The organism is Sporolactobacillus sp. PKPK-6 (genome assembly GCF_056678885.1).
Genome location: NZ_JBWXPA010000001.1, coordinates 524,059 through 541,618, shown reverse-complemented (window position 1 = coordinate 541,618; position 17,560 = coordinate 524,059). Strand labels below are relative to the sequence as shown.

Below are 17,560 nucleotides of genomic sequence, written 5' to 3'. Positions count from 1 at the left end.
ATTGATTTGAGATGAGAACTGAAATTCAAGAATACTTGGATAGCCGGCCTGAAGAAAAATTATTTGTGCGAATGCATCCGGAATGGTATCGGAAATTAAGCCGGGCTCCTTGGGAGTTGAGCCAGCTCAAACCGGCGGCAAATCAATTCTATGGTCGTACATTCAGTCAGCGTCTGGATCGGTTTAATCAGCGGGCAAGTATGATGTCAATGCTTGTTTCAATGGCTCAGGCCATGAGTGCACAGAAATCTAAGGATTAAGAGAACGAAATAAAATCTAGAATAATGGCGCTTTAGCTCTATTTGTTGTATATTTTAATAGAACTGGGGGTGGCAAAGTGATTGGAACGTTAGAAAATGCTTCTCTGCTGGACCACGCTGAAGAACTTGCTTCAATGGTGCTCCATTCGGATTGCTACGCATTGTATCAGGAAAGTAAGAACAATTTAGAATGCGACGAACAATCGCAGCAATTAATTAAAAATTTCTTAATGGTCAGAGACAAGTACGATGAAGTTCAGCGTTTTGGAAGATATCACCCTGATTATAAGTCGGTTATAAAAGAAATGATGGAGTGCAAACGAGATTTGGATGTCCATCCGCTTATTGCCGATTATAAGAAAAAGGAAAACCAATTGAACGAACTGTTGGGTGAGTTAAGTACAATCCTCGCGCGTTCAGTTTCATCATCGATAAAAGTACCCACCGGCGATCCGTTCTTTGATCGCTCATGTGGCACAGGTTGCGGATCTGGAGGAAAATGCGGTTGCCACACACGGTAAAGCAAATTCGTCGATTGGCAAGCACAAAGTGCAAAGACAGAGGCGTAGTTGCTCTTACACTAAATACCTTTAAATTATTTTCTTGAAAATTTGTGTAAAGAAAACTTGTCGATTGGTGAATATGCATCATTTAGTGACTTCCGCATGTGTACTGAACTTTATCATGCCTCGCGGAAGATCCTTTTACATAATTAAATAGTTGCTATGTGTTTGTCCGCAGGATGTTTGCAGACTTCTAAGTATAAACGTGACGTTTTCCATAGACCTATCTAATATCTGCGATGATATGAGTCAGTGTAGATAGAGATTGAGATGTTGCACGTTTATGCAGCTTAAGGCAGCCTAGAGAAAAATAGAACGGAAACAAAAGGGGTGGTGTGTTCCGGTGGACATACAAAAAAGAGACAGTATTATTGTTTGGCTTTATAATACAAAATATTTGAGAGTACTCAGACGCTATGGATATGTGCACTATATATCAAAACGAATGAAATATGCGATTCTTTATTGTGATCATGAACAGAGTGCAGCAACGATCAGCCAGCTGCAGAAAATGAAGTTTATTAAAACAGTGGATGTTTCTCAATTGCAGCATGTTCGAACAACTTATGAAAAAGGCAAATCAAAATTTGAAGAAAAAGATGAAGTGTTTAATTAATCAGGTGACACTATAACTTTAGGTATGTTTAGAAAATCTGACTACGGATGATCCATCGTCCTGCGGCCTGCAGGACACATTTTACTGGACTGCTGACACGAACTCCCTAAATAACAACTTCTTTATTTGTGTAAAAAAAAACCCGCAGACAAACTGCGGGCTGTCTTTACGCATCAGAGGATGCAAGACAATGGGAGAGGAGAAACCGGCGGAAAACTTATGGGGAAACGTAAGTATCCGCGGTTGGGCCAACATCTCAAACGATGTTGCCAGCAACTATTATGTACGAGTTGCTTGAATGCTATACATCTTTCATAACTTTTATTGCTAGATGTAGTATTCACAATGATTCAGAGCCTAGTCGGCTATTTCGACTCTTTAGAATATAAATGAGGCATGCCCTTACAAGGATATTTATCAATATGATCAATCGACGTAAAGGTTAACATCATCTATGACTATGGAGTACCTCTTCATGTAAGGAGGGACGTTTATTGAGAGTCATCTCAGGAGAAAATAGGGGACGAAAATTAAAAGCTGTCAATGGAAGAATGACAAGACCTACAACGGATAAGGTTAAAGAAACCATTTTTAATATGATTGGTCCTTTTTTTGATGGAGGATCGGTTCTTGATCTGTACGGAGGGAGCGGTGGACTGGGCATTGAGTCGCTCAGCCGAGGCATTGATAAAGCCGTATTTGTTGATCGCGCAAGTGCAGCCTGCCAAATCATTCGAGATAATACACGTCTGTGTGGCTATGAAGAGTGTACACAGATCTTGCAGCTTGAAGCAACACGAGCACTTGATAAATTGAGCGAAAATGGACAACACTTTGATCTTGTTTTTCTTGATCCGCCTTATGCGAGACAGCATATTCAAAAAGATATGGAAACATTGTTGCAGAAAAACATGCTGTCAGATCGTGCCATAATTGTTGTTGAGCATGAGGAAAACGTGAAACTTCCTGACGTTCTCGATGGCAGGCTGATTCGAGAGAAATACCGAACCTATCAAGGACAGACAGCAGTATCTATTTATTATTTCCAACCTGAACAGGGAAGTGATTCAGTTGAGTGAACGTATTGCAGTATATCCGGGCAGTTTTGATCCTGTAACTTACGGTCATTTAGATATTCTTCAGCGGGGATTATCAGTGTTTGATAAGATTATCATTGCAGTTCTGAATAATTCGTCTAAGAATCCACTCTTTACTGTTGAAGAACGTGTTGATCTGTTGAAAAAGGCTACCGCTCATCTCGATTCAGTGACCGTTGATTCATTCGAAGGGCTGCTCGTTGATTATGTACAAAGGAAAAAGGTAAGTATTGTACTAAGAGGATTGAGAGCAATTTCTGATTTTGAGTATGAGTTACAGATTGCCGCAATTAACAAAAGTCTCAATCCAAAAATTGAGACATGCTTTATGATGACAAGCAATCATTACTCTTTCTTGAGTTCGAGTATGGTTAAAGAAGCCGCCATGTATGGCGGTTCAGTGCATGAACTTGTGCCTGTTTCTGTTGAAGATGCCCTGGTTAAGAAATTCGGGAAAAAATCATCTGTTTAATGGATGAGTATGTGTGTTGAAGCGTCTTAGTAGAATGAAAATAAAAACGATCAGAATGGAAAATGTGATCATTGGCCCAAATTCAGCGGTTTGATGTGTCAGTGTCTCGAAAGGTTCACCCATAGCAAATGCGGTCTGTGCGGCTGATCGGTTGCCCATTTGAAAGATATGAAAGAGAAAAAAAGCTGCTATCGATGAGAACATCATTTGAAGCAGCCGGCCGATTAAAAAGAGTCGTGAACTTAGTCCTGCCTGTGAGAGAACACTGACCGCTTGTGCTTGTATAGAAAGGCCACAAAACCCGAGCAGGCCACTCACTACAATAACACGTTCAATAAGAGGGACAATAACTAATTCACCGACCTTGTTATCTCCGATCGTCAGCTCGAACAGCCCTGGAATCACGGCGGAACCAAGCTCAGGTGAAAAGCCGATGAATTTGAAACATGCACTCAGTCCAAAGCCTAAGAAATCTACAAAGCCAATTTGAGCAAGTAATTGGTAAAGCATGGAAAACAAAGTGATAAAACCACCGATCGCCAGCAGCGTGGAAACTGAAGAGATGACTGCGTCGCCTAATTTTTTTCCAAACGGTTGATCACGTGAAATACGCTCTTGATGCATACTGTTCAGAGCATGAATGAATAGGAAGCGCGAAGGGGTGGACCTCGCTTTATTCGTTTTTTTACCAAGAAATCGAAATGTCAATCCGACACATATATTGCCGATGTAGTGAGCAAGTGCAAAAACAATGCCTAATGATGCCTGATGAAAAAATCCAACTGCGGTTACGCTAAAGAGAAAGAGCGGATTGCTGAAGTTCGTGAATCCGGCTAACCGCTCAGCTTCTGCTTTCGTAATCTTTTTTTCTCTATAGAGATCTGCTGTAATACGTGCACCGGCGGGAAAGCCAGAGACAATCCCCATCATAAAGACGAAGCCTCCTACGCCAGGCAGCCGGAAAAGCGGACGCATCAATGGTTCCATAAGGATACCGGCAAACGTGACAATCCCAAAGCCAATCATAAGTTCTGTAAGAACAAAGAATGGAAAGAGAGCGGGGAACACTTTATCCCACCAAATCTGCATTCCTGTAATTGAGCCTTTGACGGCAATATCAGGATAACGTACCATGAGATATGCAACTGCGAGTGAGCCGGAAGCCAGCAGATAAGTTAAGCTCTTTGAATGTTTCATTAATATATCTCACCTACAATTTTTCAGCCAATTGGAAGTACTTGTCCATTACTTTTACTATACGGTACTGCGACGACAGATAGACCAACAGGAATTCGAAATAAATAAGCATCAATGACATATAATCAGAAGTGTTGTGTTTTTCAATTGTAGGGGGCGATAAACTTGCGAAAAAAAGTCACTCAATGGTTGGTGATTATCATTGCGATCTTATTAATTGGATTGAACTTTTACCGAACACCCTATTACGTGCAGCGTCCTGGCAAAGCTGAATCGATGTCAGGAATGATCAAGGTTAAAGGTGCAAAAAAAATTGATGGAAACTATAGACTTGTGTACATATATCTAGGTCAGGCAAATGTCTATCAGTATCTCTGGGCGAAATTTGACGGCAATAAATATACAACCTTGGTAAAAGAAAATCAGGTGAAAATGCCTAATGAAGATGAGCAGGATTACAACCTCCGTCAGGAAAACTATATGAGCAGTGCGCAGCAATCGGCTGCGTATGTCGCTTATAAAGCTGCGGGCAAGAAACCGACGCTTTTGGAAGAGGGCGTTTTAATACTTGGTGTAATGAAATCAATGCCCAACAGCAAAATATTGAACACAGGTGATTTAATTATTGGGATGGACAATCATAAGATTGCAACTACTGAAGATATGAATCGTTTGATTAAACAAAAAAAAATTGGGGACCGATTTGTTTTGACACTTGTTCGAAAGAACAAAGTGAAACAAGTGACTGTTCAAGCTGCTCGTTTTCCTAAAGCTTATACAAGTTCAGGAAGAGGGTGGGGCATCGGCATTTATCAGGACAACCATGTTAAGGTGGATGTTGAACCAAAAGTGAAGTTTTCAATTAAGAATATAGGTGGACCGTCGGCAGGGCTCATGATGACACTTGAAATTTATGATCAGCTGGATAAGCAGAACTTAGCAAAGGGCAGGGACATTGCTGGTACAGGAACGATTGAAATGAATGGAGATGTTGGACCGATCGGAGGAATTTCCGATAAGGTGGTTGGTGCCAGCAAATCAGGTGCGGACATCTTTTTTGCTCCTGTTGCTGATCATGAATATCAAACAGCAAAAAAGACGGCCAAGGAAATTGGCACAAATATGAAAATTGTACCTGTTAAATCATTTGGGGACGCAGTGAACTATTTAAAACGATGAAGGTGCACTAACTAAAGGACGATTTTTGAATGAGAAAAGTTACTCATTCAAAAATCGTCTATTTATTTCATCATATCGAATGGGTGGATGACTCGTTTCTGTATACTTCATTGGTTTATGATCTATATTTATTAAATAATCATAGATTTGGGCGGTTTTAAGGTCGATGTTAAGCATGAGCGAGCGATGATTTCTTACTTTCGAAATAATATCAATGGATGCTCTTTTTCGAATATCAGCTAAATAGGCCTGGCCTCTGCCATTCATCCCCAGCAAACGAGTTGAATCCGGATCACTGTTAAGAGCAAGAGGTTTGGCCTCTTCTTTCAAAGTATCCGTCAGAATATGTACGGCAAGGCGCTGCAGTCTCGCCCATGTATACCGTTTTGTTTTTACTGCCGAAATGAATTCATGGAAAGTCGATGCTGTCCGGATACATTCAAGCAGTCGATGCTCGATCCCCTCTTCCATTTCATAGATCAGTTTCAGTCGATCCCCGCTGAAGGAAAGAAGCTTGTATTTTAAAAAAGGGTAAAAACGCTCCCAATTTGCATAGCCGTTTTTCTTTTTGGCATCAATTAAGGCTTCCGCCACGTGCACGGGCAGTTTAGTGTAGATCGAATCGGCATGTCCCCCAGTCATGAGGTGCAGGCGGATGCTTGAGGCACTAGCAATCACTGCGTCGTCGTCAAAGGTTTGATCATTATGCTCTGCCTGTTTGCGCTTGATCGTTATTGGTTTCATAGTGCTGTTGCGCTGTTGGAGTGCTTTGATATATTGAAAGCCGAGACTGTTATTTGGTAGCGATAAATCAACGAGTTCTTTTCCATAACCTTGAGCAATGAAACGGTAAGCAGCTGCGTGAGCATTCGGATAGCTGATCCCTTTTGCCATTGATTCGGCTAATTGTGCTTCATAAGCCGTTTTATGATTGCTAATTAATGAGAGGCTGTTGAAAAAGGGCTCGATTCTTCCGCATTCACTGCTGAAGAAGAGTCTGTTGACCCCAAGACGATCAAGAATAGTGACAGCGCCACGAGCAAATACATCTGCTTTACCAACTGCAAAAACATAGGGAAGCTCAACTACTAAGTCAATACCTGCTTCGAGTGCCATCCGCGCTCTTGTCCATTTTGATACGATAGCCGGTTCACCGCGTTGGAGAAAATCGCCACTCATAACGACAACGACTACATCAGGGTGCACTGTCTTTTGCAATGTTTCAAGCTGATAGAAATGTCCGTTATGAAAAGGGTTATATTCAGCGATAATTCCGGCAATAATCATGACGACTACTCCTTTTTCTTTTGAAATCATGAATGGCCTTATTTTATCATATTCTTCGTTAGAAAGAGAAATTGCCAACGATTCACTTGATGTGATAATCTTTACTTAATGGCCGCGCAGCGGATTGACATTCCGTTATGCGGGGCTTATAATAACATTTGTTGTCTAGAGGTGGTTCAGTATGTCTTTATCATGGTCAGTGCCTGAACTGATGCAATTTAGGGAAGAGGGACTGAGTTTTCACGAAGAAGTTGTATTACCTCTGGAATTGTTTCGCGCGGATCCTGAAATACGAAGCATATTACCTGTTGATGTTAAGGGTGTCGTGGAATTTTCTAAACGATCGCTGACTTTTCATTTACGGCTGGCGGGCAAGATGGTGTTGCCATGTGCCGTTACTTTGGAAGATGTCGATTATCCCTTTCAGATCAATACCGCAGAGACATTTTTGCTGTCGGCGGGAACTGAAAATGAGGATGAGGGAGAATTCGTTCATCAAGTAGAGAATGAGCAAATTGACTTGATCCCTTATCTTGTTGAAGCGATTTTGGTTGAGAAACCAATGCGCGTCGTCAGTGAAAAAGCTCGTGATTCAAGTCGTCTCTCAGGAAAAGGCTGGACACTTGTAAATGAGGAAACGTCGAAGCAGCAGATTGATCCAAGGTTAGAAAAACTGAAAAAGTTTTTTGACGATTAATTATTGTCCGAGGAGGTGTCAAACGTGGCAGTACCGAAAAGAAGAACGTCAACTACTCGCAAAAATAAGCGGCGTACACATTTCAAACTTGCCGTTCCAGGCATGGTAAAATGTGATAACTGTGGTGAATATAAATTAGCTCACCGGGTGTGCCCATCATGTGGCTCATACAAAGGTGAAGAAGTCGTTGAGAAATAATTGAACATTTTTTTAGAGGAGCTTGCAGCTTCTCTTTTTTTTGCATTTTTTCTCTCAAAATGGTTAAGAAATCCTTGCGTTTTATTCTATCGATCCTATCATCGGCATAAAGTTTAAAACAAGGACTGTGTTCCAATCAGATTTGAGAGAAAAGAGGGAAGAAGATGCCATCCATAAGACAAGATGCGTGGACACATGCAGAAGACGGGAAACTCGCGGAAATTGTTCTTCGGCACATTAAAGAAGGGAGCACGCAACTGGCCGGTTTTGCGGAGGCAGGCCGATTGCTCTCGCGCACATCGGCGGCATGTGGATTTCGATGGAATTCCGCAATCAGAAAAATTTATGAGCAGGCATTGAAAGAAGCAAAAGAAATACGAAAAAAGAATAGGAAAGAAAAGAAAAAAACACTGATTTTAACAGACGATTCAGGAACGGAACAGCATGCAACTGTTCCGAATACACGAACACTAGGTAAAAGGGCTGCTGAAACGGATATTGATCAAGTGATTTGTTTCCTTAATCAATTAAAGACGCAATCTGCCGCCTTGGATAACTCGGAACAGGTGAATGAGCAGCTGAGAAACTTGAAAATCGAGAATCAGTTATTGGATGAAGCCTATCAAAAACTGCAAAAAGATTATTCTAATGTAAAACGCAATTATGAGTCACTGCTTCATGTGCTGAAAGCCGTTGATGAAGCAAGAAAAGAAATACCTGCATTGAATGAATGAACATTAAAAGTATGAAAAGCGCCCAATTTGGGCGCTTTTTTTTAAGCCATAGATGTGAAATTGAGTGCTGTTATTATTTTTTCTAAATTTAAGAAGGGATGGGGACTAAAAAGAGCGAATTTAGAAAATGATGTGGTGGAAAGTGGGGGATTGTGGTAAAGTAAAACAAAAGAGGAGGCGTCTCTGATGTTTATGGGAGAATTTAATCACAGCATAGACATAAAAGGGCGTCTCATCATTCCCTCGAAGTTTCGCGATGAACTTGGCGACACATTTGTTATTACTCGCGGCCTTGATCAATGCCTTTTTGTTTATCCCATGAGCGAATGGCACAGAATAGAAGAAAAACTAAAGGCGCTTCCTTTTACGAAAAAGGATGCTCGAGCATTTACTCGGTTCTTTTTTTCGGGAGCCAGTGAATGTGCATTGGACAAGCAGGGGCGGGTATCAATTAGTAACGGTCTTCGAGACTATGCGAAATTGATGAAGGATTGTGTGGTCATCGGCGTTTCCACTCGACTTGAAATTTGGGATCAGGAAATGTGGACACGTTATTTTGCACAATCTGAAGAATCATTTAATGACATCTCAGAGAGCTTGCTTGATTTGGACCTGTAAACCCGGTGCCAAATGAATTGTTCTGTGTGACAGGAGTCGGTGTCAGTGTTTGAACATGTTACGGTTTTAAAGAAAGAAGCGATAAAAGGACTTGATCTAAGTCCTGATGGCATTTATGTGGACTGTACGCTCGGCGGTGGCGGACATAGCGAGGTCATTGCTGCACAGTTGGAAAAAGGCCATCTCTATGCATTTGATCAAGATGATGAAGCGCTGAGCGCTGCATCAGAACGATTGAAAGCATATTCTGGAAAAATAACGTTTATAAAATCAAATTTCAGGCATCTAGAACAAGAACTGCTGCAACGCGGCGTGTTCCAGGTAAACGGAATACTATTTGATCTAGGCGTATCCTCTCCACAATTCGATCATGCAGATCGAGGATTCAGCTATCAGCATAATGGTCCGCTCGACATGAGAATGGACCAGCAGCAGCAACTTACAGCTGCCGCCATTGTGAATGAATGGCCGACTGATCGTCTGGCACGAATCTTTTTTATGTATGGTGAGGAGCGTTTTTCAAGGCAGATCGCTAGAAAAATCGAGAAGTACCGCGAAAATAAGCCGATTGAAACGACGGATGAACTGGTAGAAATCATCAAGGATGCCATACCGGCACCTGCAAGAAGAAAAGGCGGGCATCCTGCAAAACGAGTTTTTCAAGCCCTTCGTGTTGCTGTGAATGACGAGCTTGGAAGCTTTGACGAAGCATTAATGCAATCGCTTCGTGTGTTGGCGATTGGCGGACGGATCGCAGTGATCACTTTTCAATCACTTGAAGATAAGCTGTGCAAGCAGTTTTTCAAAAAATACAGCGAGCCGCCGGAACTTCCTCCAGGGCTTCCAGTCGTACCGGAAGCATTTTTACCGGTGCTAAAGAAAATAGGTAGGAAACCGGTTGTTCCTTCAGAAGAAGAAGTAACGGCAAATAATCGATCCCGATCAGCAAAACTCAGGATTGCAGAAAAAGTCAGGGAAATTAAGGAGGATGAGAAGCAATGAATCAGAGTCAGCAAGCATTTAAGGTACAGAGAGAAGAGTATGTGGAGCACACAACTCAGCAAGAACAAATTGTTATTACGCGACGGATAACTAAAGGCGAGAAGGGTCTTTGGATTATGGCAGGTGTGGTCACCTTTTTGCTGGCACTCTGTATTGTTGCTAATCAAGCAAAGCTTTATATGGCCTCGCAGGATGTTGCATCGCTACAATCGAAGATAAACGACCAATCGAAAGTGACACAGCAATTAAAGGCGGAGACTGATCGTTTAAGTTCTCCTGAACGAATTGTCCGTTTTGCAGAAAAGGAATTGGGCCTAAAACTAGATATTCAAAATATAAAGGTACTTCCTTAAGGTGGTTTGTTCCCATGTTTCAACGCAAACGAAGATTAATAAGTTTTTGGGCGGGTATAGTCGGCGGTCTTTTTATGCTGGCTTTTTTTGTCATTATCGGCCGTTTCGTGTTTATTGCTCAAGGTAAAGAAATTGATAATCATCAATTATTAAAAGTTGGAGAAAAGCAATGGTCTCAATATAAAACTGTCGATGAGAAGCGCGGTACGATCTACTCTGACAACGGACGGATTCTTGCGGAAGATGTTCCCGCTTATACACTTTATGCAATCATTAGTCCTAAAAGTGATAATCATGTGAAAGACAAAAAAAAGACTGCAGCCGCTTTAGCACCTATTTTGGAAATGAAGGAGTCTGATATCCTTAAGGAACTCAATCGGAACGTTTACCAAGTGGAGTTCGGTTCGAAGGGCAAAATGCTGAGCTATGCTAAAAAGAAGCAGATTGATCGCCTAAACTTACCGGGAATCGGGTATCTTACCGAATCGAAACGCTATTATCCTGAACAGTCGAGTGCCGCTTATACCTTAGGTTTTACACAAACAAACCAAGAAAACAATCAGCAAAAGGGAGTATTTGGTGTCGAGCAGTCTTTAGATAAGTATCTCACTGAAAAAGACGGATCGGTGCGCTACTATCGCAGTTTGTCCGGAGTACCCATTCCGGATGAAAAACAAAAGATTAAAAAGGCATCTCCGGGAAAAGATGTCTATTTGACGCTGAACACACGAATTCAAACGGTGCTTGATCAAGCGATGTCCAGAGTGAATGAAGACTATTCGCCGGAAAGTATGATCGGGATCGCTGCCGATCCAAAAACTGGGAAAATACTTGCCATATCCTCATATCCGACATTTAATCCCAATAAACGTGATATCAAGAATTTCAGCAATACCAGTATTTCTGAACCCTATGAACCAGGTTCGGTGATGAAAGTATTTACCGTTGCGTCTGCTATAGATGCAGGTGTTTACAAGGGATCTGACACCTATCAATCCGGGGATTATAAAACCAGCGGAGGTACAATTCATGATTGGAGACGGCAGGGCTGGGGAACGATTACGTTTGACCAAGGCTTTGAACTGTCTTCAAATGTTGGCATGTCGGTACTCACGGATAAGTATCTAGGAGTAGACAGATTCAAAAATTATTTAAAAAAGTTCGGGTTAATGGATAAGACGGGAATAGATCTTCCGGGAGAGCGTTCAAGTGTTGTCAACTGGCAATGGAAGATTGATAAATTAGAAGCTTCATTCGGTCAGGCCTCCGCCTTTACGGCAATGCAAATTGTTCAGGCGGCTACGGCCATCGGAAATGATGGAAAGATGATGCGCCCTTATATCGTTGATAAAATTGTTAACCCGGCAACAAAAAAAACGATTCTGAAGCATCAGCCTGTTGTGGCAGGCAATCCCATTTCTGCATCTGCTGCTGAACAGACGCGTGCGCTCATGCGTAAAGTAGTTACTGAAAAAAAAGTGGTAAACGGATACAGTGCAACAGGTCTTGCCTATGACCTCCCAGGTTATGATGTGATTGGAAAAACGGGAACCGCACAGATATCCCTAAACGGTCAATATATGGTTGGTAAAAACAATTATGTGTACTCATTTTTGGGGATGGCTCCGCAAAAAGATCCTAAATTAATTGTGTATGTGGCAGTCAAACAGCCGCATCTCAAAGCTACCGATCTTGGCGCGGAACCTGTGGTCGATATCGTGCGTCCGGTCATGACAAGTGCACTCCAATATCTTCAAGTTGACAAAAAAGCAAGCGAATCTAAGGAAAAATTACAGCTGCCATCACAAAAGTTTGGAGATTATACAGGTACTGATATGAATGAAACCGTTGAAAAATTAAAAGGTCAAGGAATTGTTCCGATCTCGATAGGTTCTGGAACGATTCAAAAACAGCTGCCTTATGCGGGGGAACGGCTTTACTCTGGTAATAAGGTCATTTTATCCGGAGAAGGTCAAAAAACAATGCCCGATCTTACCGGTTGGACGCTTGCCGATACGATGAAACTGGCAGATATGGAGAATCTAAAACTCAGTGCTAAAGGTGAAGGATTTGTTACAGGACAAAGCATCGCGGCTGGTGCAGTGATTAAATCAGGCAGTGATTTAATCATCACCATGCAGGCAGAAAAAACCGAAAAAACAAATTCAAATACAGGTAATTCATCGCCTGACACAAAAAATCCATAATACGCGAATAGCTCGTTCTATTATGCCTTGTCCCTTCATATGGGTAGGACAAGGAACGATGGGAGGGGCTAAACGTGCGTGTGTCGAAAGTTACCGTTAGAAGGCGGTTGTTGTTTTTCCTGTCCGCAGGGCTCATAATCTTTGCGATTTTTATTGGCAGACTGGCATATCTGCAAGTTTTTCATAATAAATGGCTGATGAATTATGCACTGAAATCTTGGAGCAGAGAGATTCCTTATGAGGCCGAACGAGGCCGTATTTTGGATAGCCGAGGAAAAGTTCTGGCGACAAATGTGAGCAGCCCGTCTGTTCTTGTCGTACCGCGACAAGTGAAAAATAAAAAGTTGACAGCGGAAAAACTGGCATCTGTTCTGAATATGAGCGAAAAAAAAGCTTACGAAAAAATTTCGAAAGTGGAATCAATCGTGCGCATAACACCTGAAGGAAGAAAAATTTCGAATGAGAAGGCAGCACAAGTTAAAGCGTTGGGCCTTCCCGGTGTATTTGTCGCTGAAGATTTTAAGCGTGATTATCCAAAAGGCAATTATTTGTCTCACGTGCTTGGGTTTGCAGGTATTGATAATCAAGGGTTGACGGGACTTGAGTCATATTATAATGATGGACTGAAAGGGAAAAACGGCCATGTTGACTTCTTTTCTGATGTGAACGGCAATCGAATGTCGGATCTGAAAGATAAATATGTTCCGCCAACCAGTGGCTCAAGCCTGAAGCTGACCATTGATTCTCGGGTGCAGTCAATTATTGAACGTGAATTAAATAATGCGGTAGCTACCTATAATCCTGACAGCGCCATGGCGATTGCAATGGACCCGAACACGGGTGCAATTCTTGGCATGTCAACGAAACCTGATTTTAACCCTGAAAATTATAAAAAAGTTTCACCAGAAGTGTATAATCATAATTTGCCGATCTGGAAGACCTATGAACCAGGATCAACCTTTAAGGTCATCACACTTGCAGCTGCTCTTCAAGAAAAGGCGGTTGATTTGAATAAGGATCATTTCTATGATTCAGGAGCGATCGAAGTTGCCGGATCGAAGCTTCATTGCTGGAAAAGAGGAGGCCATGGATCTGAAACATTTCTGCAAGTCGTGCAGAATTCATGCAACCCTGGTTTTGTAGCACTTGGGGAACGGATCGGCAAGGATAAATTATTTTCCTATATTGATAAATTTGGTTTCGGGGAGAAGACGGGCATTGATCTTCAAGGTGAAGCGAAAGGTATCTTATTTAATAAAAATAAAATCGGTCCGCTGGAAGCAGCTACAACGGCATTTGGTCAAGGTGTATCGGTAACCCCGATTCAGCAAATCACTGCAGTTTCTGCAGCGGTCAATGGCGGTTATCTCTATCAACCGCAACTGGCAAAGGCATGGATTGATACGGATACGGGCAAAACGATCAATCGGATCGAACCTGTGATGAAAAGGCGTGTTATTTCAGAAGCAACATCAAAAGAAGTTCGGAGTACTCTAGAAAGTGTCGTGGCGCAAGGTACAGGACGCAATGCCTATGTTCAGGGCTATCGGATTGGTGGGAAAACCGGAACGGCACAGAAGGTCGATCCAAAGACGGGGCGCTATATGAGTAATAACTACATTGTATCGTTTATGGGATTTGCACCGGCCAATAATCCGAAAATCGTCGTTTACGTCGCGGTTGACAATCCTAAAGGTACAGTCCAGTTCGGCGGTACAGTTTCCGCACCGATTGCCGGACGTATTATCAGCGACAGTTTGAGCGCAATGGGTGTCAAAAAACAAACGGGTGGATTAGAGAAAGAGGCTCGCTGGCCGGACCAGCCGATGATTACTATTCCGGATTTAAAAGGAATGGATAAAAATGACTTACGAAACACTTTAATTGATCTGAAGCTGAAGACTGAAGGAAGCGGCGATGTTGTTACCATGCAGTCTCCGAAAGCTGGGGTTAAGGTCAAACAAGGTTCAACAATAATGATATACTTAGGTGACAAAAAGAAAGCAGACGATTAAAATAAGCAATGGACGCAAGGGAGCCGCTGTGTTTTTAAGCTGGTTCTTGGGCATACATAAGTCCTGAGGGATGATCAGGAAATATTTGATTGCCCCTTGCCTCGCTCAGGTATCTGATGTTTGAAGAGACCAGCGGGTTATGTATGTGATTCAGATAAAGTTGAGGGACGTGTCAATCAATGAAACTTGCGGATTGCCTGACGGCGCTTGCTTTTTTTCAGCAAGAAGGAATGGGAAATCCAGAAATTAATGATCTCATTATCGATTCACGGCTTGTTAAGCCTGGATCCTTGTTTTTTTGCATCAAGGGTCATCATGTCGATGGACATCATTTTGCAGCCCAGGCAGAAAAAAGCGGTGCAGCTGCCATCATTGCTCAGGATCGTATTGATGTTTCGATTCCTGTAATTTATGTGAGTGATACACATAGAGCTTTGGCAATGGTTGCTGATCACTATTACGGACATCCGAGTCACCATCTGCACATGATCGGTGTTACAGGAACAAATGGAAAGACAACGATCACGTATCTCGTGCAATCAATTCAAGAGGCAGCGGGAATGAATACCGGTCTGATCGGTACGATGGGGATGCGTTATAAAAATGAATTTATTCCGGTACAGAATACAACGCCTGAGGTTCACCTTGTCCATAAAAATTTAGCTAAAATGAAAGCTCAAGGGGCTGTCTCCGCTGTCATGGAAACGTCATCGAACGCACTCTATGATGGAAGGGTTCACGGTTGTGATTTTAACATCGGTATTTTTACCAATTTAACAGAAGACCATTTGGACCTTCATGGAACAATGAAGGACTACATGTATGCAAAAAGCCTGCTCTTTTCACAACTTGGCAACAGCTACGGCGGTCAAAAAAAAGCCGCGGTCTTGAATGTAGACGATCCGGTATCTGATGTATACAGACATATGACGGCTGTCCATGTCATTTCATATGGTATTAATAAGGCCGCCGATTTCCGTGCGACATCGATTCAGATAAAACCATCAGGCACGGATTTTATTTTGGAGACCGCAGGAAAGTCTTATCCGGTATCGATGAAATTAATCGGTAAATTCAGTGTGTACAACGTCCTGGCGGCTCTGGCCGCTTGTTCCGTTAGCGGACTCGACATAATGGAAATGATTCACACAGTCGAACAAATAAAAGGTGTCTCCGGACGCTTCGAACCTGTTGATGCCGGTCAGAAATTCACTGTAATTGTGGACTATTCACACACACCGGACAGTCTGGAAAATGCTCTTGATACAATCAGGGAATTCGCAAAAAAACGTGTAATCGCCATTGTTGGGTGTGGGGGAGACCGTGAGCGAGGAAAGCGTCCGATCATGGCTAAAATTGCTGTAGACAAGAGCGATCTAGCCATTTTGACGTCAGACAATCCGCGCACTGAGGACCCTGATGCTATACTTGATGAAATGGAAAACGGTGTGAAAGGACGTTCTTATAAGAAGATTATTGACAGACGCAAAGCAATACAGTTTGCGATGCAACATGCCGAAAGCGGCGACATCGTACTCATTGCAGGTAAAGGTCATGAAGATTATCAGATTATCGGTACGACAAAACATCATTTTGACGATCGTGAAGAAGCGCGCTCAGCAATTCTTGAACGTAATACTATTAAATAATCGAACATCAAGTGTTCGCATGACATTAGGAGAGAGTAATCGATGAGTATTGGAGTAGATATTGTCAGAGGCCAGGCGATTCAGTCAATCGGTGATGCCGGACACATTGATCGACTGAACATCATGACCGACAGCCGCAAATCAAATGAAAGCGGCCTTTTTGTTCCTTTGGTAGGTGCAAACTTCAATGGTCACCAATTTTTAAGTCAGGCAATAGCGAATGGGGCAGTTGCTGCACTTTGGATGGAGAGAGAACCGCTGCCTGATGCATTGCCGGCAAATTTCCCTGTTTTTTTTGTTCGCGATACATTAACTTCTTTGCAAAGTATGGCAAAAAGTTATTTGAATCAAGTTCGGCCGAAAATCATTGCTGTCACTGGATCGAATGGGAAAACGACAACAAAAGATATGATCTACAGCATTCTTTCTCAGATGTTCAGAACAGTGAAAACGCAGGGGAATTTAAATAATCATATCGGTGTGCCGCTGACCATATTATCGATGTCCGAAGATACGCAAGTTCTCGTGCTTGAAATGGGAATGAACCATTTTGGTGAATTGACCTTTCTAAGTCAAATGGCAAAACCGGATATTGCAATCATCACCAACATCGGTGAATCACATATTGAGTATTTAGGAAGCAGAGAAGGAATTGCGAAAGCAAAACTCGAAATTGTCAATGGGTTAAAAAAACGAGGCACTCTGATATTGGACGGCGACGAACCGCTTCTTGCAAACATTCAGACATATGCTTATCAGATTGTGCGTTGCGGTTTTGACGTTCAAAATAATTGGTGTATTACGGACATTTCTGAATCTGTGAATGGAAGCCGTTTTTCACTGAATAGGCAGAAGGATTGCTTTAAAATCCCAGTGCTTGGCAGACATAATGTGAAAAATGCAGTTCTCAGCTTTGCTGCTGCCAGAATTTTGGGAGCAGATATTGAGACCATCCGCAATGGATTAGAACATCTACATTTGACAAAACTACGTTTTCAAAAAGTTGATGGGCTGAATGGGTCGACTCTAATTGAAGATTGTTATAATGCCAGCCCGTCCTCAATGAAAGCTTCTCTTGAAACACTGAAGAAACTGCCCGGTTTCAGACGCAGAGTGGCGGTGCTTGGCGATATGTATGAGCTTGGAAAAAATGAGGAAAATCAGCACAAAAGTATTGCTAAGTTTTTGACAGCTCCATTGACCCATGTTGTGACGATCGGTGAAAAAGGAGCTTGGATCGCAGACGGTTTGCGTGAAATTGGCGGAGATCAGGCAATAGATGTGCAATCATTTGAAACAAAAGCAGCGGCGCAAACTTACCTTGAATCGTTGCTTGATGACAAAACGGTGATGCTGTTCAAGGCATCAAGGCTTCTTAAGCTTGAAGAGTTATCAGCAGGTTTGCACGCTTAAAAA

18 protein-coding genes are annotated in these 17,560 nt (G+C 42.2%); 16 read left to right on the top strand and 2 right to left on the bottom strand.

Annotated features, from left to right (window positions below; all coding sequences use genetic code 11):
- Positions 1 to 11 precede the first annotated feature (11 nt).
- The 5 genes from AC1MBV_RS02645 (at position 12) to coaD (ending at position 3,008) form a co-directional block, all read left to right on the top strand.
- The gene (locus AC1MBV_RS02645; RefSeq protein ID WP_255746125.1) at positions 12 to 260 is read left to right on the top strand and encodes a YlbE-like family protein; all 249 of its coding nucleotides are present in this window, start codon (positions 12 to 14) and stop codon (positions 258 to 260) included.
- 77 nt (positions 261 to 337) lie between these two features.
- Positions 338 to 781 carry a YlbF/YmcA family competence regulator gene (locus AC1MBV_RS02640; RefSeq protein ID WP_255746126.1) on the top strand — a complete coding sequence of 148 codons (444 nt, stop codon included), beginning with the start codon at positions 338 to 340 and terminating at the stop codon, positions 779 to 781.
- A gap of 385 nt (positions 782 to 1,166) precedes the next feature.
- A complete protein-coding gene (locus AC1MBV_RS02635) occupies positions 1,167 to 1,439 on the top strand; it encodes a YlbG family protein (RefSeq protein WP_255746129.1) in 273 nt (90 codons plus the stop codon).
- Positions 1,440 to 1,933: 494 nt separating this feature from the next.
- On the top strand, positions 1,934 to 2,518 hold the full coding sequence (rsmD, locus tag AC1MBV_RS02630; RefSeq protein WP_255746130.1) for a 16S rRNA (guanine(966)-N(2))-methyltransferase RsmD: 585 nt from the start codon (positions 1,934 to 1,936) through the stop codon (positions 2,516 to 2,518).
- Positions 2,511 to 3,008: a pantetheine-phosphate adenylyltransferase gene (coaD, locus tag AC1MBV_RS02625; RefSeq protein WP_255746131.1), complete on the top strand. Its 498-nt coding sequence runs from the start codon at positions 2,511 to 2,513 to the stop codon at positions 3,006 to 3,008. Before rsmD ends, coaD begins: the two co-directional genes overlap by 8 nt.
- On the opposite strand, the gene ylbJ is transcribed toward coaD, so the two are convergent.
- Positions 2,997 to 4,205: a sporulation integral membrane protein YlbJ gene (gene ylbJ / locus AC1MBV_RS02620; RefSeq protein WP_255746132.1), complete on the bottom strand. Its 1,209-nt coding sequence runs from the start codon at positions 4,203 to 4,205 to the stop codon at positions 2,997 to 2,999. The two genes, coaD and ylbJ, sit on opposite strands and share 12 nt — an antisense overlap.
- 165 nt (positions 4,206 to 4,370) lie before the next feature.
- On the opposite strand from ylbJ, the gene AC1MBV_RS02615 reads away from it, so the two are divergent.
- On the top strand, positions 4,371 to 5,384 hold the full coding sequence (locus tag AC1MBV_RS02615; protein WP_255746133.1) for a SepM family pheromone-processing serine protease: 1,014 nt from the start codon (positions 4,371 to 4,373) through the stop codon (positions 5,382 to 5,384).
- 39 nt (positions 5,385 to 5,423) lie between these two features.
- Here the strand turns inward: AC1MBV_RS02615 and AC1MBV_RS02610 are convergent, their stop codons facing one another.
- On the bottom strand, positions 5,424 to 6,701 hold the full coding sequence (locus AC1MBV_RS02610; RefSeq protein ID WP_255746134.1) for a nucleotidyltransferase: 1,278 nt from the start codon (positions 6,699 to 6,701) through the stop codon (positions 5,424 to 5,426).
- Positions 6,702 to 6,852: 151 nt separating this feature from the next.
- Here AC1MBV_RS02610 and AC1MBV_RS02605 point away from each other — a divergent pair, with 151 nt between their 5' ends.
- The 10 genes from AC1MBV_RS02605 (at position 6,853) to AC1MBV_RS02560 (ending at position 17,557) form a co-directional block, all read left to right on the top strand.
- Positions 6,853 to 7,368: a YceD family protein gene (locus tag AC1MBV_RS02605; protein ID WP_255746135.1), complete on the top strand. Its 516-nt coding sequence runs from the start codon at positions 6,853 to 6,855 to the stop codon at positions 7,366 to 7,368.
- 24 nt (positions 7,369 to 7,392) lie between these two features.
- Entirely contained in the window at positions 7,393 to 7,566 is a 174-nt protein-coding gene (rpmF, locus tag AC1MBV_RS02600) for a 50S ribosomal protein L32 (protein ID WP_010026240.1), read from the top strand.
- Between the two features lie 164 nt (positions 7,567 to 7,730).
- Complete coding sequence (locus tag AC1MBV_RS02595) at positions 7,731 to 8,300, top strand: hypothetical protein (protein WP_255746136.1); 570 nt, start codon at positions 7,731 to 7,733, stop codon at positions 8,298 to 8,300.
- A 186-nt stretch (positions 8,301 to 8,486) separates the two neighbouring features.
- Complete coding sequence (gene mraZ / locus AC1MBV_RS02590; protein WP_255746137.1) at positions 8,487 to 8,918, top strand: division/cell wall cluster transcriptional repressor MraZ; 432 nt, start codon at positions 8,487 to 8,489, stop codon at positions 8,916 to 8,918.
- A gap of 45 nt (positions 8,919 to 8,963) precedes the next feature.
- Positions 8,964 to 9,920, top strand: coding sequence for a 16S rRNA (cytosine(1402)-N(4))-methyltransferase RsmH (gene rsmH, locus AC1MBV_RS02585; protein ID WP_255746138.1), 957 nt, complete (start codon positions 8,964 to 8,966; stop codon positions 9,918 to 9,920).
- On the top strand, positions 9,917 to 10,273 hold the full coding sequence (gene ftsL, locus AC1MBV_RS02580) for a cell division protein FtsL (RefSeq protein ID WP_255746139.1): 357 nt from the start codon (positions 9,917 to 9,919) through the stop codon (positions 10,271 to 10,273). Before rsmH ends, ftsL begins: the two co-directional genes overlap by 4 nt.
- Positions 10,274 to 10,287: 14 nt before the next feature.
- A complete protein-coding gene (locus tag AC1MBV_RS02575) occupies positions 10,288 to 12,480 on the top strand; it encodes a penicillin-binding transpeptidase domain-containing protein (RefSeq protein ID WP_255746140.1) in 2,193 nt (730 codons plus the stop codon).
- Positions 12,481 to 12,554: 74 nt separating this feature from the next.
- On the top strand, positions 12,555 to 14,495 hold the full coding sequence (locus tag AC1MBV_RS02570) for a stage V sporulation protein D (protein WP_255746141.1): 1,941 nt from the start codon (positions 12,555 to 12,557) through the stop codon (positions 14,493 to 14,495).
- 179 nt (positions 14,496 to 14,674) lie between these two features.
- On the top strand, positions 14,675 to 16,144 hold the full coding sequence (locus AC1MBV_RS02565; RefSeq protein ID WP_255746142.1) for a UDP-N-acetylmuramoyl-L-alanyl-D-glutamate--2,6-diaminopimelate ligase: 1,470 nt from the start codon (positions 14,675 to 14,677) through the stop codon (positions 16,142 to 16,144).
- A gap of 42 nt (positions 16,145 to 16,186) precedes the next feature.
- On the top strand, positions 16,187 to 17,557 hold the full coding sequence (locus AC1MBV_RS02560; protein WP_255746143.1) for a UDP-N-acetylmuramoyl-tripeptide--D-alanyl-D-alanine ligase: 1,371 nt from the start codon (positions 16,187 to 16,189) through the stop codon (positions 17,555 to 17,557).
- The last annotated feature ends 3 nt before the right edge of the window (positions 17,558 to 17,560 follow it).